16 protein-coding genes and 2 tRNA genes are annotated in these 18,289 nt (G+C 68.8%); 10 read left to right on the forward strand and 8 right to left on the reverse strand.

Annotated elements, in window-relative coordinates; genetic code table 11:
• Positions 1-13 precede the first annotated feature (13 nt).
• Entirely contained in the window at positions 14-889 is an 876-nt protein-coding gene (locus tag AC1DBL_RS14925; protein ID WP_441419519.1) for an SGNH/GDSL hydrolase family protein, read from the reverse strand.
• 70 nt (positions 890-959) lie between these two features.
• Here AC1DBL_RS14925 and AC1DBL_RS14930 point away from each other — a divergent pair, with 70 nt between their 5' ends.
• Positions 960-1,622, forward strand: coding sequence for an alpha/beta hydrolase (locus tag AC1DBL_RS14930; RefSeq protein WP_476893517.1), 663 nt, complete (start codon positions 960-962; stop codon positions 1,620-1,622).
• 14 nt (positions 1,623-1,636) lie between these two features.
• Here AC1DBL_RS14930 and AC1DBL_RS14935 read toward each other — a convergent pair whose 3' ends face one another.
• Entirely contained in the window at positions 1,637-1,873 is a 237-nt protein-coding gene (locus AC1DBL_RS14935) for an RNA-binding S4 domain-containing protein (protein ID WP_441419521.1), read from the reverse strand.
• Between the two features lie 33 nt (positions 1,874-1,906).
• Here AC1DBL_RS14935 and AC1DBL_RS14940 point away from each other — a divergent pair, with 33 nt between their 5' ends.
• The 3 genes from AC1DBL_RS14940 (at position 1,907) to AC1DBL_RS14950 (ending at position 5,426) form a co-directional block, all read left to right on the forward strand.
• Positions 1,907-2,908 carry a DMT family transporter gene (locus tag AC1DBL_RS14940; RefSeq protein WP_476893518.1) on the forward strand — a complete coding sequence of 334 codons (1,002 nt, stop codon included), beginning with the start codon at positions 1,907-1,909 and terminating at the stop codon, positions 2,906-2,908.
• A 122-nt stretch (positions 2,909-3,030) separates the two neighbouring features.
• Positions 3,031-4,416: a glycine--tRNA ligase gene (locus tag AC1DBL_RS14945; RefSeq protein ID WP_476926397.1), complete on the forward strand. Its 1,386-nt coding sequence runs from the start codon at positions 3,031-3,033 to the stop codon at positions 4,414-4,416.
• Between the two features lie 2 nt (positions 4,417-4,418).
• Positions 4,419-5,426 (forward strand): GNAT family N-acetyltransferase, encoded by a 1,008-nt coding sequence (locus tag AC1DBL_RS14950; RefSeq protein WP_476893519.1) that lies wholly within the window; start codon positions 4,419-4,421, stop codon positions 5,424-5,426.
• Between the two features lie 80 nt (positions 5,427-5,506).
• Here AC1DBL_RS14950 and AC1DBL_RS14955 read toward each other — a convergent pair whose 3' ends face one another.
• The 4 genes from AC1DBL_RS14955 to AC1DBL_RS14970 all read right to left on the reverse strand — a co-directional run bounded on the left by AC1DBL_RS14955 (position 5,507) and on the right by AC1DBL_RS14970 (position 9,424).
• Positions 5,507-6,946 carry a short-chain fatty acid transporter gene (locus AC1DBL_RS14955; RefSeq protein ID WP_476926398.1) on the reverse strand — a complete coding sequence of 480 codons (1,440 nt, stop codon included), beginning with the start codon at positions 6,944-6,946 and terminating at the stop codon, positions 5,507-5,509.
• Between the two features lie 73 nt (positions 6,947-7,019).
• The gene (locus tag AC1DBL_RS14960; protein ID WP_476909723.1) at positions 7,020-7,859 is read right to left on the reverse strand and encodes a lysophospholipid acyltransferase family protein; all 840 of its coding nucleotides are present in this window, start codon (positions 7,857-7,859) and stop codon (positions 7,020-7,022) included.
• Between the two features lie 15 nt (positions 7,860-7,874).
• The gene (locus AC1DBL_RS14965; protein WP_476893522.1) at positions 7,875-8,684 is read right to left on the reverse strand and encodes a DUF1295 domain-containing protein; all 810 of its coding nucleotides are present in this window, start codon (positions 8,682-8,684) and stop codon (positions 7,875-7,877) included.
• A complete protein-coding gene (locus AC1DBL_RS14970; RefSeq protein ID WP_476926399.1) occupies positions 8,684-9,424 on the reverse strand; it encodes an alpha/beta hydrolase in 741 nt (246 codons plus the stop codon). The genes AC1DBL_RS14965 and AC1DBL_RS14970 overlap by 1 nt, the downstream gene beginning before the upstream one ends.
• 253 nt (positions 9,425-9,677) lie before the next feature.
• On the opposite strand from AC1DBL_RS14970, the gene AC1DBL_RS14975 reads away from it, so the two are divergent.
• The 6 genes from AC1DBL_RS14975 (at position 9,678) to AC1DBL_RS15000 (ending at position 16,031) form a co-directional block, all read left to right on the forward strand.
• Positions 9,678-11,111 carry a YibE/F family protein gene (locus tag AC1DBL_RS14975; RefSeq protein ID WP_476926400.1) on the forward strand — a complete coding sequence of 478 codons (1,434 nt, stop codon included), beginning with the start codon at positions 9,678-9,680 and terminating at the stop codon, positions 11,109-11,111.
• 92 nt (positions 11,112-11,203) lie between these two features.
• Positions 11,204-12,382: a tRNA dihydrouridine synthase DusB gene (gene dusB / locus AC1DBL_RS14980; RefSeq protein ID WP_441419309.1), complete on the forward strand. Its 1,179-nt coding sequence runs from the start codon at positions 11,204-11,206 to the stop codon at positions 12,380-12,382.
• A complete protein-coding gene (locus AC1DBL_RS14985) occupies positions 12,366-13,664 on the forward strand; it encodes a deoxyguanosinetriphosphate triphosphohydrolase (RefSeq protein WP_476926401.1) in 1,299 nt (432 codons plus the stop codon). The genes dusB and AC1DBL_RS14985 overlap by 17 nt, the downstream gene beginning before the upstream one ends.
• Before the next feature lie 64 nt (positions 13,665-13,728).
• Positions 13,729-15,672 carry a DNA primase gene (dnaG, locus tag AC1DBL_RS14990; protein ID WP_441419311.1) on the forward strand — a complete coding sequence of 648 codons (1,944 nt, stop codon included), beginning with the start codon at positions 13,729-13,731 and terminating at the stop codon, positions 15,670-15,672.
• A gap of 65 nt (positions 15,673-15,737) precedes the next feature.
• Positions 15,738-15,810 (forward strand) — tRNA-Asn (locus AC1DBL_RS14995).
• A 148-nt stretch (positions 15,811-15,958) separates the two neighbouring features.
• Positions 15,959-16,031: transfer RNA gene (locus AC1DBL_RS15000), tRNA-Asn, on the forward strand.
• Between the two features lie 75 nt (positions 16,032-16,106).
• On the opposite strand, the gene AC1DBL_RS15005 is transcribed toward AC1DBL_RS15000, so the two are convergent.
• Positions 16,107-16,514, reverse strand: a complete 408-nt coding sequence (locus AC1DBL_RS15005) for a hypothetical protein (RefSeq protein ID WP_441419312.1) — start codon at positions 16,512-16,514, stop codon at positions 16,107-16,109.
• A 487-nt stretch (positions 16,515-17,001) separates the two neighbouring features.
• Positions 17,002-18,162 carry a multidrug effflux MFS transporter gene (locus tag AC1DBL_RS15010; RefSeq protein WP_476917545.1) on the reverse strand — a complete coding sequence of 387 codons (1,161 nt, stop codon included), beginning with the start codon at positions 18,160-18,162 and terminating at the stop codon, positions 17,002-17,004.
• Positions 18,163-18,289 lie beyond the last annotated feature (127 nt).

An 18,289-nucleotide genomic window follows, 5' to 3' on the forward strand; every position in this document is an offset into this window, starting at 1 on the left:
GGGCACCCGGAGTTCAGGACCGCAGGGCATCCTCGGCGCCGGGCGGCCCCTCGCCCGAGCCGAGCGGGACCCCGGGGCCGAACACCGGTCCGGCCAGCGGGCGCTTGGCCGTGATGCCGTCGCCGGAGGAGCGGTGCCGGAGCCGGCGGACCACCCACGGGACGAAGTGCTCGCGGGCCCAGATCAGGTCCCCGGTGCGGGCCTCTCGCCAGCTGCGTTGCGGCAGCGGCTTCGGGGAAAGCGGCTCCAGCGTGTGCTGGACGTTCAGCGAATCCAGCACCATGGCCGCGATCGTGTGGTGGCCCAGCGGCGAGAAGTGCAGCCGGTCCGCGTCCCACATCTGCGGGTCGTTGAGCTGACGCAGCGACCACATGTCGGCAATGACGGCGTCGTGCCGGGCCGCCACGGTGCGCAGGTTCTCGTTGTAGATCGCCACCTTGCTGCGGATCCGGCCCAGCACCGACGAGCCCGTGTCCGGGCCGTTGAACAGGACCACGGTGGCGCCGCCCAAGCTCAGGATCTGCACCACGGAGTCAAGCCGTTCGGCGAGGACATCCGGGTCCCCGCCGGGCCGGATCAGGTCGTTCCCGCCCGCGGACAGGGTCACCAGGTCCGGCTTCAGCGACAGGCAATGGGCCAGCTGCTGGTCCACGATCTGCTGCAGGAGCCGGCCCCGCACGGCGAGGTTGGCATAGGCAAAATCCTCGTGGCCGCGGCTCAATTCCTCGGCCACCCGGTCCGCCCAGCCGCGGTGCCCGCCCGGGCTCGCCGGTTCGGGATCTCCGATCCCTTCGGTGAAGGAGTCGCCCATCGCCACGTAGCGGGTCCAAGGGTGGTTGACGGTCCGGTCCGGGAAGTTCTCCGTTGCTTCTGTTTCACTCACCTTCATATCCTGCCCCCTTCCCACAAAGCGGCGCCAGCGTAGCTTGTTACTCATAGGTAACTGTAAGAATGGAGCCATGACTGAAGCCGCTGCCTATCCCGCTGCCTTTCCTGCCCCCGTTGTTCTGTGGTCCCGGCCCGAGGAGGACCGCGCCGGCAGGCCCCTGCTGGTGCTGTTGCACGGCTACGGCGCCAACGAGCAGGACCTGCTCAGCCTGGCGGACCTGCTGCCGGAGGAATTCGTGGTGGCCTCGCTCCGCGCCCCGCTGGTCTCCGGTCCCGGCTTCACCTGGTTCCCGCTCACGGCGTCCATCGACTATTCGCTCGACGCCGTCAAGCACGCCGCCGCCTACGCGCAGGACTGGATCGACTCGGTGAGGGACAGCCACCCTTCGGTGACCCTGCTCGGGTTCTCGATGGGCATGGCCATGGCCACGACCCTGCTGCGGCAGCGCCCGGACGGCTATGCCGCCGTCGTCGGGCTCTCCGGCTTTGCCGTCGACGCCGCCGGGGACCCCAGCTTCCGCGACGCGGAACTGGACGGAACCTTGCCGATGTTCTGGGGCCGCGACCAGCAGGACCCCGTGATCACCCCGGACAAGATTGAGTTCACCATGGGCTGGGTGCGCAAGCACGTGAAGCTCACCAAGGTGCTCTACACCGGCATGTGGCACGGCATCAACCAGCAGGAGATCGGCCACGTCGGCGAGTTCCTCACCCACGAGGTCCTCAACAAGTAGTCCCCGACGGCGGGTTAAACTCCGTTAGGTGTGACGATCCGGACGGTCTGCCCGTTCACGGTGACGGTGTCGCCGTGGTGGAGCTGGCGTCCGCGGCGGTCGTCGATCTCGCCGTTGACCTTGACCAGGCCGTTCTTGATCAGCTCGGCAGCCTCCACCCCGTCCTCGACCAGGTTGGCCAGCTTCAGCAGCTGGCCCAGCCGGATCATGTCGTCGCGGATGGGAATGTCTTCAATTTCCGGGTTGCTCATACAAGCAATAATGCCTGACCAAAGGTGGCACCAATGACCCACGCACCGCGGCTTCCACTGCCCGTCGGATTGCTCCTCGCCGTTTCGGCCGGCCTTTTCGTCCCCGTCCAGGGCCGGATCAACGGCGCCCTGGGCACCGTCCTGGCCGACGGACTCGCCGCCGCGGTGGTCAGTTTCAGTGTCGGCCTGGCGCTGATGATCGTCGTCTCCCTGGCCCTGCCGAAGGGACGCGCCGGATTGGCCAACGTCCTGCCGGCGCTGCGGGAACGCCGTTTTCCGCGCTACTACGCGCTCGCCGGCGGCATCGGCGCGTTTTTCGTCTTCGCCCAGTCCTTCACGGTCGGGCTGCTCGGCGTCGCCCTGTTTACGGTCGCCGCCGTCACCGGGCAGACCCTGAGCGGCCTGCTGGTGGACCGGATAGGGATCGGCCCGGCGGGCAAGAAACCCGTCACCGGCATCCGCGTGCTCGGCAGCATACTCACCGTCGCCGCTGTCGCCTGGGCCGTCTCGCCGCGCTTCGACGGCAGCGCGGCGGGCGGCGCAGGCGCTCCCTCGGGGACGGAGGCCGGCCCGCTGCAGCTGCTGGTTCCGGTGCTGCTGCCGGTGCTGGCCGGGTTCCTGATGAGTTTCCAGCAGGCCATGAACGGCACGGCCACCGTGCACTACCGCACGCCCATCACCGCCACCCTGGTGAACTTCGTCGCCGGCAGCATCGTGCTGTGGCTTGCCTGGCTGATCAAACTGGCGGTCGCCGGGCCCGGCAACGCCCTCCCCGGCGAATGGTGGTACTACCTCGGCGGGCCGATGGGCTGCATTTTCATTGGCGTCGCCGCCTTCCTGGTCCGCGGCCTTGGCGTCCTGGTCACCGGGCTGGGCATGATCGCGGGACAGTTGCTGGGCTCGCTCGGCCTCGACCTGGTGCTGCCCGCGCCCGGCACCGTCGTCGCGCTGCCCACCGTGCTCGGCACGCTGCTGACGCTGGCCGCCATTATCCTGGCCAGCCTGCCCTGGTCCCGCGGCGCCCTCAAGAGGTAGCAGCGCGGGTAGGCTAGGAGTTTGCATCACACCGTTCGCAACACCCCGCCCGGCAACCAGCCGGTGACCCGGGGCTGACAGCACGGACCGCACCCAGCGGCCCTGTAGAAATTGGAGTTCCCATGGCAGCAAAATCCGTACTCGACCAGATCATTTCCCTCGCCAAGCGACGGGGTTTCGTCTTCCAGGCCGGTGAAATCTACGGTGGCTCCCGTTCTGCCTGGGATTACGGTCCCCTCGGTGCCGAGCTGAAGGAAAACATCAAGCGCCAGTGGTGGCAGTCCGTGGTCCGCGGCCGCGAGGACGTCGTCGGCCTGGACTCCTCGGTGATCCTGCCCCGCCAGGTCTGGGAAGCCTCCGGCCACGTCGAGGTCTTTTCCGACCCGCTGGTGGAGTGCCTCTCCTGCCACAAGCGCTACCGCGCGGACCACCTCGAGGAAGAGTACGAGGAAAAGAAGGGCCGCCCCGCCGAGAACGGCCTCAAGGACATCGCCTGCGCCAACTGCGGCACCCGCGGCGAATGGACCGAGCCCCAGGAATTCTCCGGCCTGCTCAAGACCTACCTCGGCCCGGTGGCCAGCGAAGAGGGCCTGCACTACCTGCGCCCCGAGACCGCGCAGGGCATCTTCGTGAACTTCAACAACGTGCTCACCACCTCGCGCAAGAAGCCGCCGTTCGGCATCGGCCAGATCGGCAAGTCCTTCCGTAACGAGATCACGCCGGGCAACTTCATCTTCCGCACCCGCGAGTTCGAGCAGATGGAGATGGAATTCTTCGTCGAGCCCGGCACCGACGAGCAGTGGCACCAGTACTGGATGAAGGAGCGCATGGACTGGTACACCGGCCTGGGCATCCGCGAGGAGAACCTGCGCTTCTTCGAGCACCCCCTGGAGAAGCTCAGCCACTACTCCAAGGGCACCACGGACATCGAATACCGCTTCGGCTTCCACGGCTCCGAATGGGGCGAGCTCGAGGGCATCGCCAACCGCACCGACTTCGATCTCTCCACGCACTCGAAGGCCTCCGGCCAGGACCTGAGCTACTTCAACCAGGCCACGAACGAGCGCTACACCCCGTACGTGATCGAACCCGCCGCGGGCCTCACGCGCTCCTTCATGGCGTTCATGATCGACGCGTACACCGAGGACGAGGCACCCAACGCCAAGGGCGGCGTCGACGTCCGGACCGTGCTCAAGCTCGATCCGCGACTGGCCCCGGTGAAGGCGGCGGTGCTCCCGCTGAGCCGCAACGAGGACCTGTCCCCGAAGGCCAAGGACCTCGCCGCGCAGCTGCGCAAGAACTGGAACATCGAGTTCGACGACGCCGGCGCGATCGGCCGCCGCTACCGCCGGCAGGATGAGATCGGCACGCCGTTCTGCATCACGGTGGACTTCGACACGCTCGAGGACCAGGCCGTCACCATCCGTGAACGCGACACCATGAGCCAGGAACGAGTCTCCCTGGACAAGGTGGAGGGCTACCTGTCCGCACGGCTGATCGGCGCCTGAGCATGGCGATCCAATACCGTGAATGGCGTGAGGGCGACGACCTCGCGCTGCTGGAAGTGTGGGGCGGGCCCGAGACGGACCAGGCCCGGCAGTTCCGCGGCACCCTGGCGCCCTCGGGCAACGCGCCGTGGCGCCGCTGCATTGTGGCCGAGGACGTCGTCGACGGCGTCGCCATCCCCGTCGCGGCCGGCGTGGTGCACGAGGCCTCGCTGCACCCGGAACGCCTCTGGGTGTACGTCGAGGTAGCCCGGGACCACCGCCGGAGCGGTATCGGGTCCACGCTGCTGGGCATGCTCCGGCACGAGGCCGAACGGTCGCCGTCGGGCATCTCCCGGCTGCGGACCAAGGTGGAGCCGGGCACGCCCGGCGCCGCCTTCGCCGAGGCAGCCGGTCTCGCCCCGATCCAGCGTTCGCGCCTGGTGGTCGTGGAGCCCGGCTCCCTGAAGCTCCCGGTCTTCGGCGACGGCTCGGAGGCCGCGGCCTCCGAGCAGGTGGAGGACCTGGCCACCGGCTCGGTGGAGCTGAGCGACGTCGTGGGCCGGTACTACACCGCCGTGCACCACTGGGACAGCCCCGGCGAGCTCAGCATCGCCACCGTGCAGCGGCTCTTCCTGGACGACCTCAGCGGGGCGCACGGCGCAATTGTGTTGCGCGCGCCCAAAGCAAGTGCCTTCGGCGCGGGCGTGCCGGCCAGCAAGAAGGGCCGGCTGCAGGCATTCGCGGTCAGCTACGCACAGGGCGGCCCGGAAATGGGCGGTCCCGAAGAGGGTCACGCGGCGAAGGCCGGCGAACCCTCCGACGTGTTCCTGGGCCATGATCCGGAGCTGTCCGACGACGATGCCCGCGCCGCGGTGCGGGACCTGCTGGCGCTGATCGCGTACCAGTACCCGGTGCTGCTGGAACTGGACGATTCGATGACGGCCCTGCGCGCCGTCGTCGAGCCGCTGCTGGACAGCGGCAAGGCCCGGCAGGCCGGCGCGGACACCCTGATCGTCTCCGACCCCGCCTAGGCCTTCAACACGCAACTGACCCGCAGTTGTTGTCGTTTTGATGCGACAACAACTGCGGGTCAGTTCGGTTTAGGGGGCGGCTAGGGGAGGACCGGGGGAACAAACTGGAAGGTCATCCCGAGCAGCCAGACCAGCAGCAACACCACCGGCAGGTGGAAGACGAACTGCAGGAAGGTGAAGCCGACCAGGTCCCGGGCGCGCAGCCTCAGCACCGCGAGCAAAGGCAGCATGAAGAACGGGTTGACCAGGTTTGGCAGCGCCTCGGCGATGTTGTAGATCTGCACGGTCCAGCCGAGGTTCATCTGCACATCGGTGGCGGACTGCATCACGTAGGGCGCCTCGACCAGCCACTTGCCGCCGCCGGAGGGGACCAGCAGGCCCAGCACGGCCGTGTACAGCGCAATGACGACGGCGAACCCGCCGCCGCTGCCGATCTCCGAGAAGAACCCGGCGAGGTGCGCCGAGATGGACATCCCGCCGTGGCCGGTGGCCTTGGTCAGGATCGCCGCCATCGCCGCGTAGAGCGGGAATTGCACGAGGATGCCGGCGGTCGCCGGGACGGCCTTGGTGACGGCCTGCAGGAAGTTGCGCGGCGTGCCGTGCAACACCAGGCCCAGGATCAGGAAGACCAGCAGGTAGCCGTTGAGGCTGCTGACCACGCTCAGGAACGGCTTGGTCAGGAACTGCGAGACCAGCCAGCCGAGGGTCAGGATGCCGGCCAGGACGGGCAGGGTCTTGCTGTATTCGAGCCACTCGCCCGGACGGGACCGCGGCGCCGGCTCGCTCGGTTCGTCGTCGAGGTCGACGCCGAGGTCTTCGGCGGTGCGGATCGCGCCGCCCTGCGGAGCCGAGAAGTGCGCGATCACCGTGGTGAGCGCCATCAGGATGGCCAGGGTCAGCAGCGACTGCCAGGTGAAGATCGTGGTGCCGAAGTCCAGGATGCCGGTGATCTTCAGCAGGGCCGGCGGCAAGGAGGCCGCCGTGGCCTGCAGCTGCGCGGCGGACGAAGACAGGCCGAGCGCCCAGACGGCGCCGAGGCCCATGAAAGCGGCCGCGCCCAGGGCCCGGTAATCCACGGTGAGGTCCTTGCGGCGGGCAATGGCCCGGGCCAGCAGACCGCCGAATATCAGGCTCAGGCCCCAGTTGAGGAAGGAGACGGACATCGACATCAGGGCAACGAAGCTCACGGCGGTGCGGGCAGTGGCCGGGACGAGGGCCAGTCGGTTGATCAGCTTCGCCACCGGCGGGGAGGTCGCCACGACGTAGCCGGTGAGGACCACCATGGCCATCTGCAGGGTGAAGGCGGTCAGGTCCCAGAAACCGTTGCCGAAGGACTCCGCGATGGACTGGGGTGAGGCGCCAATGGCCAGTGCGGCCAGGGCAATGATGATCACGCCGGCCAGGGCGAAGATGTAGGCGTCCGGGAACCACTTCTCGGTCCACGCGGCCATCCGTTGGGCTATTCGGGCGAGACCGCGTTCTTCGCCGATTCGGCTTTTCGTCAGGACTGTGTTTGCCACAGAGGGGTACCTCTCCATTGAGTGCGTTTTTGTACCCGATGGAGTTTAGTCAAGTCGCTGGGGTGAACCGGGCTTATCGGCGCCGGCTGCGCGCGCGCCGCGGCCCCTCAGCCTCGTCCAGCCGCTGGCGCTCCTCCTCGGTGGGGGCCCCGCCGCCGAGCGCGGCCGGCATCCACCAGGCGCCGGGTGCCGGCTTCAGGGGGAAGTCCGCGATGCCGGCGTCGATCCCGCGCTGGAGGACTTCGCGCAGCGCCTCGGTGGCCGCCGGGACGTCCAGCCCCGGGGCCGGGGTGAGGGGTTCGCCCACGTGCACACGCACGGGTGCCCGCCAGGCGCGGAGAGGGGAGAAGCCGTGGTGCCGGGTCATGATCCGGTGCGCGCCCCAGACTGAGACCGGGATGATGGGCACCCCGGCCTCGGCGGCCATCCGCACCGCGCCGGTCTTGCACTCGCGGACCTGGAAGCTGCGGCTCACCCCGGCCTCGGGCAGGATCGCGATGTATTCGCCCTCGCGGAGCTTCTGCACGGCGGCGTCGTAGGCGTGCGCTCCGGTGTCATAGCCGACGACGACGTGCCCGGCGGCGCTGACGGCCGGCCCGGCGAACCAGTGGTCGGCCGCGCCCTGGGTGATCAGGAAGCGCATCTGGGCCCTGTTGTGCCCCCACAGCAGCAGCTCGGCGAAGGCAAAATCGAGGTAGCCGAAATGGGTGATCGCGACGACCGCGCCCGTCCCCGGGGTGGGGTGCCGCGAGCCGCCTTGCGGGGCGCTGTCGCGTGCGTTGTCCGGGAGCACCGGAGGCAGGTTTTCCCGTCCGGTGACGAGGACCCGGATCCGGAACAGCCAGCGCAGCGCCTGGCCGGTCCGGACGATGACGCGGTAGAAGCGGTCGCTGGGCGCCGGCCGCCAGCTCACGTCGAACCGCGCATCTCAGCGCTCCGCCGGCCGGCGCGGCGGCCAGGGCAGGAAGCCGGAGGTCGATTCGACGTATTCCTTGTAGCCGGGCCGGGCGGACATGGCCTTCTCGGTCAGGGGCTTCCCGGTCTTGCCGGCCAGCGTCCAGATCATCAGCGCGGGGGAGAGGATGGTCAGCACGCCGGGCCAGGAGTCCGCGGCGACGAGGAATAGGCCGGCCCAGACGGCGGCGTCGCCGAAGTAGTTCGGGTGCCGGGTATAGCGCCAGAGACCGGTGTCCAGGACGGTGCCGCGCTTGGCCGGATCCGCCTTGAACTGAGCCAGCTGCCAGTCCCCGACAGTCTCGAAGACGAAACCGACAATCCACAAAAGGACGCCCAGCAGCGCCAGCCAACCCAGGGTGCCGGTGCTGAACATGCCCACCTGGATGGTGAGCGAGACGAAGAACATCACGATGCCCTGCGGCAGGTACACGCGGCGCAGGGCGTAGGTGTTGCGGGAGCCGGGGGCGGAGGAGAGCATGTCCACGTAGCGCGGATCCTCATGGCCGCCGCGGGCCCGGATGCCGATGTGGACGGCCAGCCGGATGCCCCAGACCGCAACGAGGGCCAGCAGCAAGAGGCGGCGGCCGTCGTCGCCGTGGCCTGCGGACAGCGCCCAGGAGACCGCGGCTGCCACCACAAAGCCGAGGCCCCAGACAGTGTCGATGACCGAGTGGCGGCTCTGGCGCACGGCGACGGCAAATGTCACGGCCAGCAGCGCCAACAGTCCCAGCGCCACCCAGGGCAGACTGGCCAGGAACGCTTCCAGCGGGAAGGCCGGCATCACAGCACCACCGGGAGGCTGGCCGCGGCGGGGAGGACCTGGCGGAGCGCGTCCGTGCCAGGGAGTTCTGTGCCGGCGCTGTTGCCGAAGGCGTCAAGGATGAAGCCGTTGGCAAGTGAGTTCCAGAGCCGGACCCGGCGGAACATGAAGTGGCCGGCGCCCTTGAGCGAGACGTAGTCGATCGACGCCGCCACACCCTCGGCGCGCCGGGCATAGGCCAGCGAGTTCTTGGGACTCGTCCAGCGGTCCTCGCTGCCGTGCACGATCAGGACAAGGCGCCCGGCGACGGGTTCCACCGGCGTGGACCGGTCCAGCCACGGGGCCAGCGCGACGACGGCTTCCACCTGCGGGTGGTCCGCGACGCAGAGCGCGGTGAGGCCGCCCATCGAGTGGCCCAGCAGGTATACGGGCACGCCGGGATGTTCGCGGCTGATCTGGGCAAGGGCCCAGCGGGCATCCTGGACCGGGGACATGTCCGGCCCGTTCCAGCCCCGGTACCGGTTCCGGAGCGTCCAGACGGCCAGGCCGTGCGGGGCGCCCTCGTTCCGGAGCGCCTGGGCGAAGGGCAGCATCCTGGCCGGGCTGAGGTGCCGGGCGCGGACCGCCTCGAAGCTGTCCGCGCGGCCGCCGTGCAGCACCAGGGCGACGCCGCGCGTCTGCCCGGCGGCGTCCGCGATGCTGAGCTCGGCGCGGGCCGCCGGGCCTGCCCCGGCTGCCTGGTGCTCCCGGTCGTCTGTCATGCGTCTGGCCACGCTAGTGTCCTCCACCTCGTTTGGTCCCTGCAATTACCAACAATAAGTTGCGCGCCGGCGTTCCCGTGAGCGTTTCCGCGCCGGTTTGCACGCTCATTCCCATAGGTCATTCGCGGCCGGGTTGCCGGGGGATGGGCGTTGCGCGGGGGCAGGGCACTTTGGATCCTGCCCGGCGGCAGGGCACTGGCACCGGCCGGCGGTTCCGACCCCGTAAAGTTTTCGGCATGAGGTTGAACTGCTGATGGGCGCCGGACATTCACACACGACCCCGGGGCACCTCGACCCGACTCCCCGGGCGCTCGCCGCGCGGAAGAAAGCCAACTGGATCCTGGCCGCCGTCCTGGTTCCGCTGACCCTGCTGACCATCGTGGCCATGGTGTTGCTGTGGCCCTCGGGCAGCAAGGAAGGCCTTAAGCTTTCAAGTCCCTATGCGGCCGCGCCGGGCGTCAGCTTCGACACCGGAAAAATCCAGCGCGTCGTCGTCGCAGGCTGCATGGACGGCCCCGCCCAGCCGGGCGCCCCGGCCGCTGCCGGGCCCGGACAGGGCTCGCAGTGCACCTTCGCCTACACGGACCCGGACAAGGGCGGCAACCCGGTCAAGGTGGTGATCAACCCCGACGTCGCCAAGTCCCACGGCGTCAAGGTCGGCGACAACATCCGCTACCTCAACCTCTCCAAGGCCCAGGGCGCCGCCGCGGGAGGCGCGCCCGCCTACGTGTTCGTCGACTTTGTCCGGACGCTGCCCATCATCCTGCTCGCCGTGCTCTACGCCGTGGTCGTGATCGCAGTGGCGCGCTGGCGCGGGCTGCGCGCCCTCATCGGCCTTGTTGGCGCCTACGCCGTGCTGGTCTCGTTTATGCTTCCCGGCCTGGTGGAAGGCAAACCGCCGCTGCTGCTGGCCCTGGTCGGATCCACGGTGATCATGATCGGCGTGCTCTACTTCGCACACGGCTTTACCGCCCGGACCTCGACGGCGCTGCTGGGGACGATGTTCGGCCTGGGCATCACCGCCGCGCTCGCGGCCTGGGCCACCGACGCGGCGAACCTTGCAGGGGTGGGCAACCATGACGCCGCCACACTCGCCAACGTTTCGGACCACATCTCGATCTCGGGGATCATCCTGTGCGGGCTCATCATTTCCGGACTCGGTGTGCTCAACGACGTGACAATCACCCAGTCCTCCGCGGTCTGGGAGCTCTGGGAACTCGCTCCCGGGACGTCCGCGCGGAAGCTGTTCGCCGCGGCCATGCGGATCGGCCGGGACCACATCGCCTCCACCGTCTACACCATCGCCTTCGCCTACGCCGGGGCGGCCCTGCCGATCCTGATCATTGTGATGCTTTACGAGCGCCCGCTGGGCGACGCCCTCACCAGCGCCGAACTCTCCGAGGAAGTGATCCGCACGCTCGTCGGCTCCATCGGCCTGGTCCTGGCCATCCCCGTGACCACGCTGATCGCGGTGCTCGTCGTGAAGGCTACCGGGCTGAAGGGCGGGAGCGCGGCGGACGACGGCGGCCGGCCCGCCACCGCTCCCGCCGGGGGCCCGGTCGAGGCCGGCCCGTCCGGTGGGGGCTCTGCTGATGGGGGCTCGTCCGACGGGGGATCGCCCGACGACGGGGGCTCGGAACCGGCGCCGGCGGGCCGCCGCGGCCGACGCGCCGCCGTGCCCGGCTGACCGGGCCGCTGCGCGCCCACCGGTACACGCCGCGATTTCCACATAGCCGGCCTGGATCCCGTCGATTTGCCCGGCTTTGAGACAATGGACGGGTGACTGTTGTAGCAACGCCTCCCGCCCCCAAGCTGGAACTGCCGCCCCTGAAGCTGGGCCCCCTCACGGTGGACACTCCCGTGATCCTGGCTCCGATGGCGGGCATCACCAACTCCGCCTTCCGCAGGCTCTGCCGTGAATACGGCGGCGGCCTGTACGTGGCGGAGATGGTGACTTCCCGTGCCCTGGTGGAGCGCACGCCCGAATCGCTGCGCATCATTTCGCACGACGAGGACGAGAAAGTCCGCTCCGTCCAGCTTTACGGCGTGGACCCTGTGACCGTCGGCCAGGCCGTCCGGATGCTGGTCGAGGAGAACCGCGCGGACCACATCGACCTCAACTTCGGTTGCCCGGTGCCCAAGGTGACCCGGCGCGGCGGCGGCTCGGCGCTGCCCTGGAAGACGGACCTCTTCACCTCGATCGTCCAGACCGCGGTGAAGGAAGCGTCCAGGGGCAACATCCCGCTGACCATCAAGATGCGCAAGGGCATCGACGATGACCACCTCACGTACCTTGACGCCGGCCGCATTGCCCGCGACTCCGGCGTCGCCGCCGTCGCCCTGCACGGCCGCACCGCCGCGCAGTTCTACTCCGGCAAGGCCGACTGGTCCGCCATCGCACGGCTGCGCGAGGCGCTCCCGGACATCCCGGTCCTCGGCAACGGCGACATCTGGTCCGCCGAAGACGCGGTGCGGATGGTCCGCGAGACCGGCGTGGACGGCGTCGTGGTCGGCCGCGGCTGCCAGGGCCGGCCGTGGTTGTTCGGCGACCTCATGGCTGCCTTTGAGGGCAGCGACGTCCGCCACACCCCGGCACTCCGCCAGGTGGCGGAAAGCATCTACCGGCACGCCGAACTCATGGTTGAGACCTTCGGCGACGAGGGCAAGGCGCTGCGCGAGATCCGCAAACACATGGCCTGGTACCTCAAGGGGTACGTGGTGGGCAGCGAGCTGCGGAACCGGCTGGCGCTCGTGACAAGCCTCGAGGTGCTCCGCGGCACCCTGGACGAACTGGACCTTGATTCGCCCTACCCGGGCGCCGACGCCGAGGGCCCGCGCGGCCGCGCCGGTTCACCCAAGAAGCCCGCCCTGCCCAAGGACTGGCTGCTCAACCGCAGCCTGGACTCCGAACAGACCCGCGACATCTCCTTCGCCGAACTGGATGTCTCCGGTGGCTGAAACCAGGACGAGCGCGCCCGTGCTGGACGGCTACGTGGACCGCGACTGCGCCCGCTGGGTCGAGGAGCCGCCCAAGAGCACCTACCGCTCCGACTTTGAACGCGACCGCGCCCGCGTCCTGCACTCCTCGGCGCTGCGCCGGCTCGGGGCCAAGACCCAGGTGGTCGCGCCGGACACGGACGACTTCGTCCGCACCCGGCTGACCCACAGCCTCGAGGTGGCGCAGGTGGGCCGTGAACTCGGCCGCGCCCTGGGCTGCGACCCCGACGTCGTCGACACCGCCTGCCTCAGCCACGACCTCGGCCACCCGCCGTTCGGCCACAACGGCGAGTCGGCCCTGAACGAGGTCGCGCACGCGATCGGCGGCTTCGAAGGCAACGCCCAGACGCTGCGCCTGCTGACCCGGCTGGAGCCCAAGGTGCTGGCCCCGGACGGCCGCCCCGCCGGCCTTAACCTGACCCGCGCCAGCCTCGACGCCGCCGCGAAATACCCGTGGTCGGCCGAGAACGCGCCGGTGATCCACGGCCAGCGGACCAGCAAGTTCGGCGCCTACGAGGACGACCTGCCGATCTTCGACTGGATCCGCGAGGGGGCACCCGAGCGGCGCTCCTGCTTGGAGGCCCAGGTCATGGACCTCGCGGACGACATCTCCTACTCGGTGCACGACGTCGAGGACGCGATCGTCGCCGGGCACTTCCAGCTTCGCTGGATGGACAATCCCGACCACCGCGCCCGGGTGGTGGGCTACGCCAAGCAGTGGTACCTGCCGCACAACGATCCGGCCGCCATCGACGCCGCCCTGGCCCGGCTGGAGGCCACGAGTGTCTGGGTCCGCGAGGCCGACGGCAGCCGCAAGTCCATGGCTGCGCTTAAAGACATGACCAGCCAGCTGATCGGCCGGTTCTGCCAAAGCGCGCTCGAGACCACCCGCACCGTCTACGGCCCGGAAAATCTCACCCGCTACAACGCCGAACTCATCGTCCCGGACGAGACCGTGATGGAGATCGCCGTGATGAAGGGCCTGGCCACCACGTTCGTGATGACCACCGAACACCGGCAGCCCATCTACGAACGCCAGCGCGAGGTCCTGCACGCGCTCGTGACCGCGCTTAGCGCCAGCGGCGACCGACACCTGGAGCCGATGTACGCCGCCGACTGGCGCGCCGCGGAGGACGACGGCGCCCGGCTGCGCGTCGTCATCGACCAGGTCGCCTCACTGACCGACGGCTCCGCGCTGGCCATGTACGAACGGCTCGTCGGCAGCCTGCCGTCGCTGTGGTGACGGCGCGGGTGACGGGCGCCATACGCCGCCGACCGGCGTCGTACCCGGGTACTAGGATGGCACCGTGGCCGGCCTGATAAAACGTGAAGACATCGACGAGGTACGCCAGCGCACCGACATCAAGGAAGTTGTCGACGGCTATGTGACCCTCAAGGGTGCCGGGCTGGGGTCCTTCAAGGGCCTGTGTCCCTTCCATGATGAGCGCTCGCCCTCGTTCACCGTGCGCCCCCAGGTGGGCCGCTATCACTGCTTCGGCTGCGGCGAGGACGGCGACGTCATCTCCTTCGTGCAGAAACTTGACCACACCACCTTTCATGAGGCCGTGGAGAAGCTCGCTGCCCGGATCGGCTATGAACTGCGCTACGAGGACGGCGGGTCCGGCCCCAACCGCGAGGAAATCGGCCGCCGCCAGCGTCTCCTCGATGCGCACAAGATCGCCGACGAATTCTTCCGTGCGCAGCTGCTGACCCCGGGCGCCACCGAGGGCCGGAACTTCCTCTACGGCCGCGGCTTCGACCGCGCCGCGGCGGAACAGTTCGGCGTCGGCTACGCCCCGCAGGGCTGGGACTCGCTGCTCAAGCACCTCCGCGGCCGCGGCTACACCGACGCGGAACTCAAACTCACCGGCATGTTTTCCGAGGGCGGCCGGGGGATCTACGACCGTTTCCGCGGCAGGCTGATCTGGCCGATCCGCGACATCGCCGGCGACACCATCGGCTTCGGCGCCCGCAAGCTTTACGAGGACGACCAGGGCCCCAAGTACCTCAACACCCCCGAGACCGCGCTCTACAAGAAGTCGCAGGTCCTCTACGGGATCGACCTCGCCAAACGGAACATCGCCAAGGACCGCCAACTGGTGGTGGTGGAGGGTTACACCGACGTGATGGCCTGCCACCTGGCCGGGATCACGACGGCGGTGGCCACCTGCGGCACGGCGTTCGGCACCGAGCACATCAAGATTGCCCGCCGGCTGCTCTCCGACGACGGCAGCGGGGGAGAAGTCATCTTCACCTTCGACGGCGACGCCGCCGGCCAAAAGGCGGCGCTGCGCGCCTTCGAAGAGGACCAGCGCTTCGTGGCGCAGACCTACGTCGCAGTGGAACCCGGCGGATCCGACCCCTGCGAGCTGCGACAGGCCAAGGGCGACTCCGCCGTCCGGGACCTGATCGGCACCCGCCGGCCGCTGTTCGAATTCGCGATCCGCGCCAGCCTGAGGCGGCACAACCTGGACACCGTCGAGGGACGGATCGCGGCCCTGCGAGAATCGGCTCCAGTGGTCGCCCAAATCCGTGATGCCGGCATCCGGCCCGCCTACGCCCGCGAACTGGCGGGGTGGCTGGGCATGCCGGTCGAGGAAGTCAGCCGTGCCGTTGGCGCCGCGATCAAACGTAACGCCCAGGGAACGTCCGGAGGCGCCGGACAGGGATATGGCCAGGGCCATGGCCAGAACCCGACGCGCCCGGCCGGAACGGCCCCCGGTGCCGCCCCGGGCGTGGCGCCCCTGCCGCCGTCGGCCACGCTGCCGGCCTTCAACCGGCCCGACCCGCGCGATCCGGTGGCCGCGATGGAGCGCCAGGCGCTCGAGGTGGTACTCCAGCATCCTTCGACCCTTGAGGGGGCGACATGGCAGCGTTTCTCCGAGGCGCGGTTCTCCACGCCGGCCTACCTCGCGATCCACGAAGCGATCCGTGCCTCCGGTCCGGGTTCCATCGGTGACCCTGCGCGGTGGGTCGAGCAGCTGCTGCAGGAGGTCCCTGAACCGCTCCGGCCGCTCGTGTCCGAACTCGCCGTCGTGCCGCTGCCAGCCAGCACCGCCGAAGCCGTCCAACGCTACTGCCGCGACATTCTGGCGCGGCTGTTCGAGCTGCAGATCACCCGGGTCAAGGCCGACAAGATGGGCCAGCTGCAGCGTCTCGACGCCACGGCGGACCCGGAAGCATTCCAGCGGCTGAACCGGGAACTCATGGAACTTGAGATGCAGCGGCGCTCGCTCCGCATGGACTCCTGATTGCCCCGCTGGGCGGCCAATTTCGCTTCCCGGCACGGTGTTTGCTAGGCTTATATCCGCTTCATTCCTCCTTAGCTCAATTGGCAGAGCATTCGACTGTTAATCGAAGGGTTGCTGGTTCAAGTCCAGCAGGAGGAGCGCACAGTCCCCGTTCCGGGTCACCGGGACGGGGACTTTTTGTATACCCGGTGGGGGTATTCGATTGTGGCGGAGTGCGCGGGTTCCGTCTCCTGCGCCGCCGATTTCCCTAGCGGTAAAACCTTTGCTAATGTCATACCTGCTTCCTTCCTCCTTAGCTCAATTGGCAGAGCATTCGACTGTTAATCGAAGGGTTGCTGGTTCAAGTCCAGCAGGAGGAGCAGACAGGTCCCGCGGCCGGTGAATAACCGGCTGCGGGGCCTTTTTTCTTGGCTCGATACCCTCTCCGGTGCTCCCTAGACGAAGAACATCTCTACCTGCAGGAAGCGCTCCGCCTCGGCCACGGCGGCCTGGAAGGCTTCCTCCTCCGTGGGAGACTGCCGCGGCTCCCGCGGGTGCCACTCGTGGGCCGACGAATGGACGCGGGTGAAGCCGCCACGCGGGGGCGCGTAGAAGATGCCGAAGCGCTGCACCGGCCATTCGGGCGAGGTCTCGGGGGCCACCAGCAGGGCTGAGTCGTAGGCTGGGTTGTACCACTGCGCGATCGGCCGGCGCCGGTCCTCAGTGAACAGCCCGGCCGCATAGAGGGCCGCCGACTGGGGGCTGGTCTGCGAGCACAGCCGCTCCCACCACAGAGGCAGAATACCGTCGTCGCACCGCTGCCACGTGGCCGGTAGGGGAGGAGGGTCCTGCCAGTCAGGCACACAACAACTTTATCGCCAGCCGCAGGCCGCGAACAGGGCAGCATGGCCCCAGCCCAGCCCAGCCTCCGCTGCTGGACATGCCCCTAGGTGCCGTCCGGCGCCGGACATGCCCCTTGTGCGCCTCGAAGCATGGACATATGCCTGTTATGTCCACTCTTGGTCCCGGGGACTGGGCATGTCCACCCTGGGAGCATATGCGGTGCCCGTGCCTGCCATCGGACATGCCCCTACGGTGCGTCGAAGCATGTACATATGCCTGTTATGTCCACTCTTGGTCCCGGGGACTGGGCATGTCCACCCTGGGAGCATGTGCGGTGCCCGTGCCTGCCACCGGACATGCCCCTTCTGCGCCTCGAAGCATGGACATATGCCTGTTATGTCCACTCTTGGTCGCGGGGACCGGGCATGTCCACCCTGTCGTCTCCGCCGGGGGCATGCCCACTGCGCGTGCCGTGCGTGGGGCATGTCCCCCAAAGGGCGGCCGGTGCTAGTGGATGGAAGGCACGGTCCGCGGCCGGACCACGAGCCAGAGTGACGCGGCCGCCAGGAGGATGCAGCCGGCCTGGACGGCACCCATCGGCGTCGCCGAGCCGAGGCCCAGCCAGCCGACCACGGGGGAGATGATGCCGGCCATCAGGAAGGTCGCAGCACCGAGCAGGGAGGCTGCGGTTCCGGCCTGGGCGCCGTGCTTGGCCAGGGCCAGCACCTGGACGCAGGGGAAGGTGAATCCGGCGCCCAGGATGTAGAACCAGAGCGGCACCATGACGCCCCACAAGCCGAAGCCCAGCTGGTCGAAGACCACGATCAGCACCGCCATGAGGAACATCCACGCCGTCGAGCAGGCGAGGATCCACTGCGGCGGGACGCGCTTGATGAGCCGGGAGCTGGTCTGGACCCCAGCGACGATCCCCAGCGAGTTGATGCCGAACAGCAGGCCATACTGCTGCGGGGAGAAGCCGTACACGTCCTGGAACAGGAACGGCGAGGCCGAGAGATATGTGAAGAGACCGCCAAAGTTCATGCCGCCCAGCAGCAGCAGGCCAACGAAGATCCGGTCGGCGAAAAGGACGCCGTAGCGCTGGCGGACCGTCAGGCCTGTGGTGCCGCGCAGCTCGCGCGGCAAGGTCTCGCGCACCACGAACACGGCCGCGATGATCACGCAGCTGCCGTAGCCGGCAAGGAAGAAGAAGATGCCCGGCCACGGCATCAGCAGCAGCAGTTGCGATCCGATGACCGGTGCCAGGATCGGGGCCAGGCCGTTGACGAGCGCCATTCGGGAGAACATCCGGACCATCGCGTAGCCGCTGAAGAGGTCCCGCACCATCGCCATCGCCACCACGCCGCCGCCGGCGGCACCGATGCCCATGAGCACGCGGAAGAGGCCCAGCGTGCCGATGTCGGTGGAAAGGGCGGCCCCGAGCGAGGCTCCGATGTGCACCGCGGTGGCCAGGATCAGGGGAAGACGTCGTCCGAACTTGTCGCTCAGCGGCCCCACCACCAGCTGGCCCAGGGCGAAACCTACCGTCGTGCCGGTCAGGGTCAGCTGCACTGCGGCCTCGCTGACACCGAGGCTCGCCTCCAGGGCCGGAAATGCCGGCAGGTAGAGGTCCACCGTGAACGGCCCAAGGGCCGTCAAGGCGCCGAGCATCAGGATGTAGAGGAGCTTCCGACGGCGGGTCAGGGAGTCCCCGGGATTGCTGTGTGTATGCACAGAGGTCAATCCTAGGCCCGCCCGACGTCGACCGCGGCTCCCGCCCGGCGTCGACCGCGGCTCC

The organism is Arthrobacter sp. 10T44 (genome assembly GCF_056393885.1).

Coding starts and splice junctions, on each gene's coding strand:
- AC1DBL_RS14950 (WP_476893519.1), top strand. CDS start 4,419: ATGGCGATCCAATACCGTGAATGGCGTGAGGGCGACGACCTCGCGCTG.
- AC1DBL_RS14965 (WP_476893522.1), bottom strand. CDS start 8,684: ATGCCGGCCTTCCCGCTGGAAGCGTTCCTGGCCAGTCTGCCCTGGGTG.
- AC1DBL_RS15010 (WP_476917545.1), bottom strand. CDS start 18,162: ATGCTCGGCGCCTTGACGGCCCTTGGGCCGTTCACGGTGGACCTCTAC.
- AC1DBL_RS14975 (WP_476926400.1), top strand. CDS start 9,678: ATGGGCGCCGGACATTCACACACGACCCCGGGGCACCTCGACCCGACT.
- AC1DBL_RS14970 (WP_476926399.1), bottom strand. CDS start 9,424: ATGACAGACGACCGGGAGCACCAGGCAGCCGGGGCAGGCCCGGCGGCC.
- AC1DBL_RS14925 (WP_441419519.1), bottom strand. CDS start 889: ATGAAGGTGAGTGAAACAGAAGCAACGGAGAACTTCCCGGACCGGACC.
- AC1DBL_RS14945 (WP_476926397.1), top strand. CDS start 3,031: ATGGCAGCAAAATCCGTACTCGACCAGATCATTTCCCTCGCCAAGCGA.
- AC1DBL_RS14930 (WP_476893517.1), top strand. CDS start 960: ATGACTGAAGCCGCTGCCTATCCCGCTGCCTTTCCTGCCCCCGTTGTT.
- AC1DBL_RS14940 (WP_476893518.1), top strand. CDS start 1,907: ATGACCCACGCACCGCGGCTTCCACTGCCCGTCGGATTGCTCCTCGCC.
- AC1DBL_RS14935 (WP_441419521.1), bottom strand. CDS start 1,873: ATGAGCAACCCGGAAATTGAAGACATTCCCATCCGCGACGACATGATC.
- AC1DBL_RS14985 (WP_476926401.1), top strand. CDS start 12,366: ATGTCTCCGGTGGCTGAAACCAGGACGAGCGCGCCCGTGCTGGACGGC.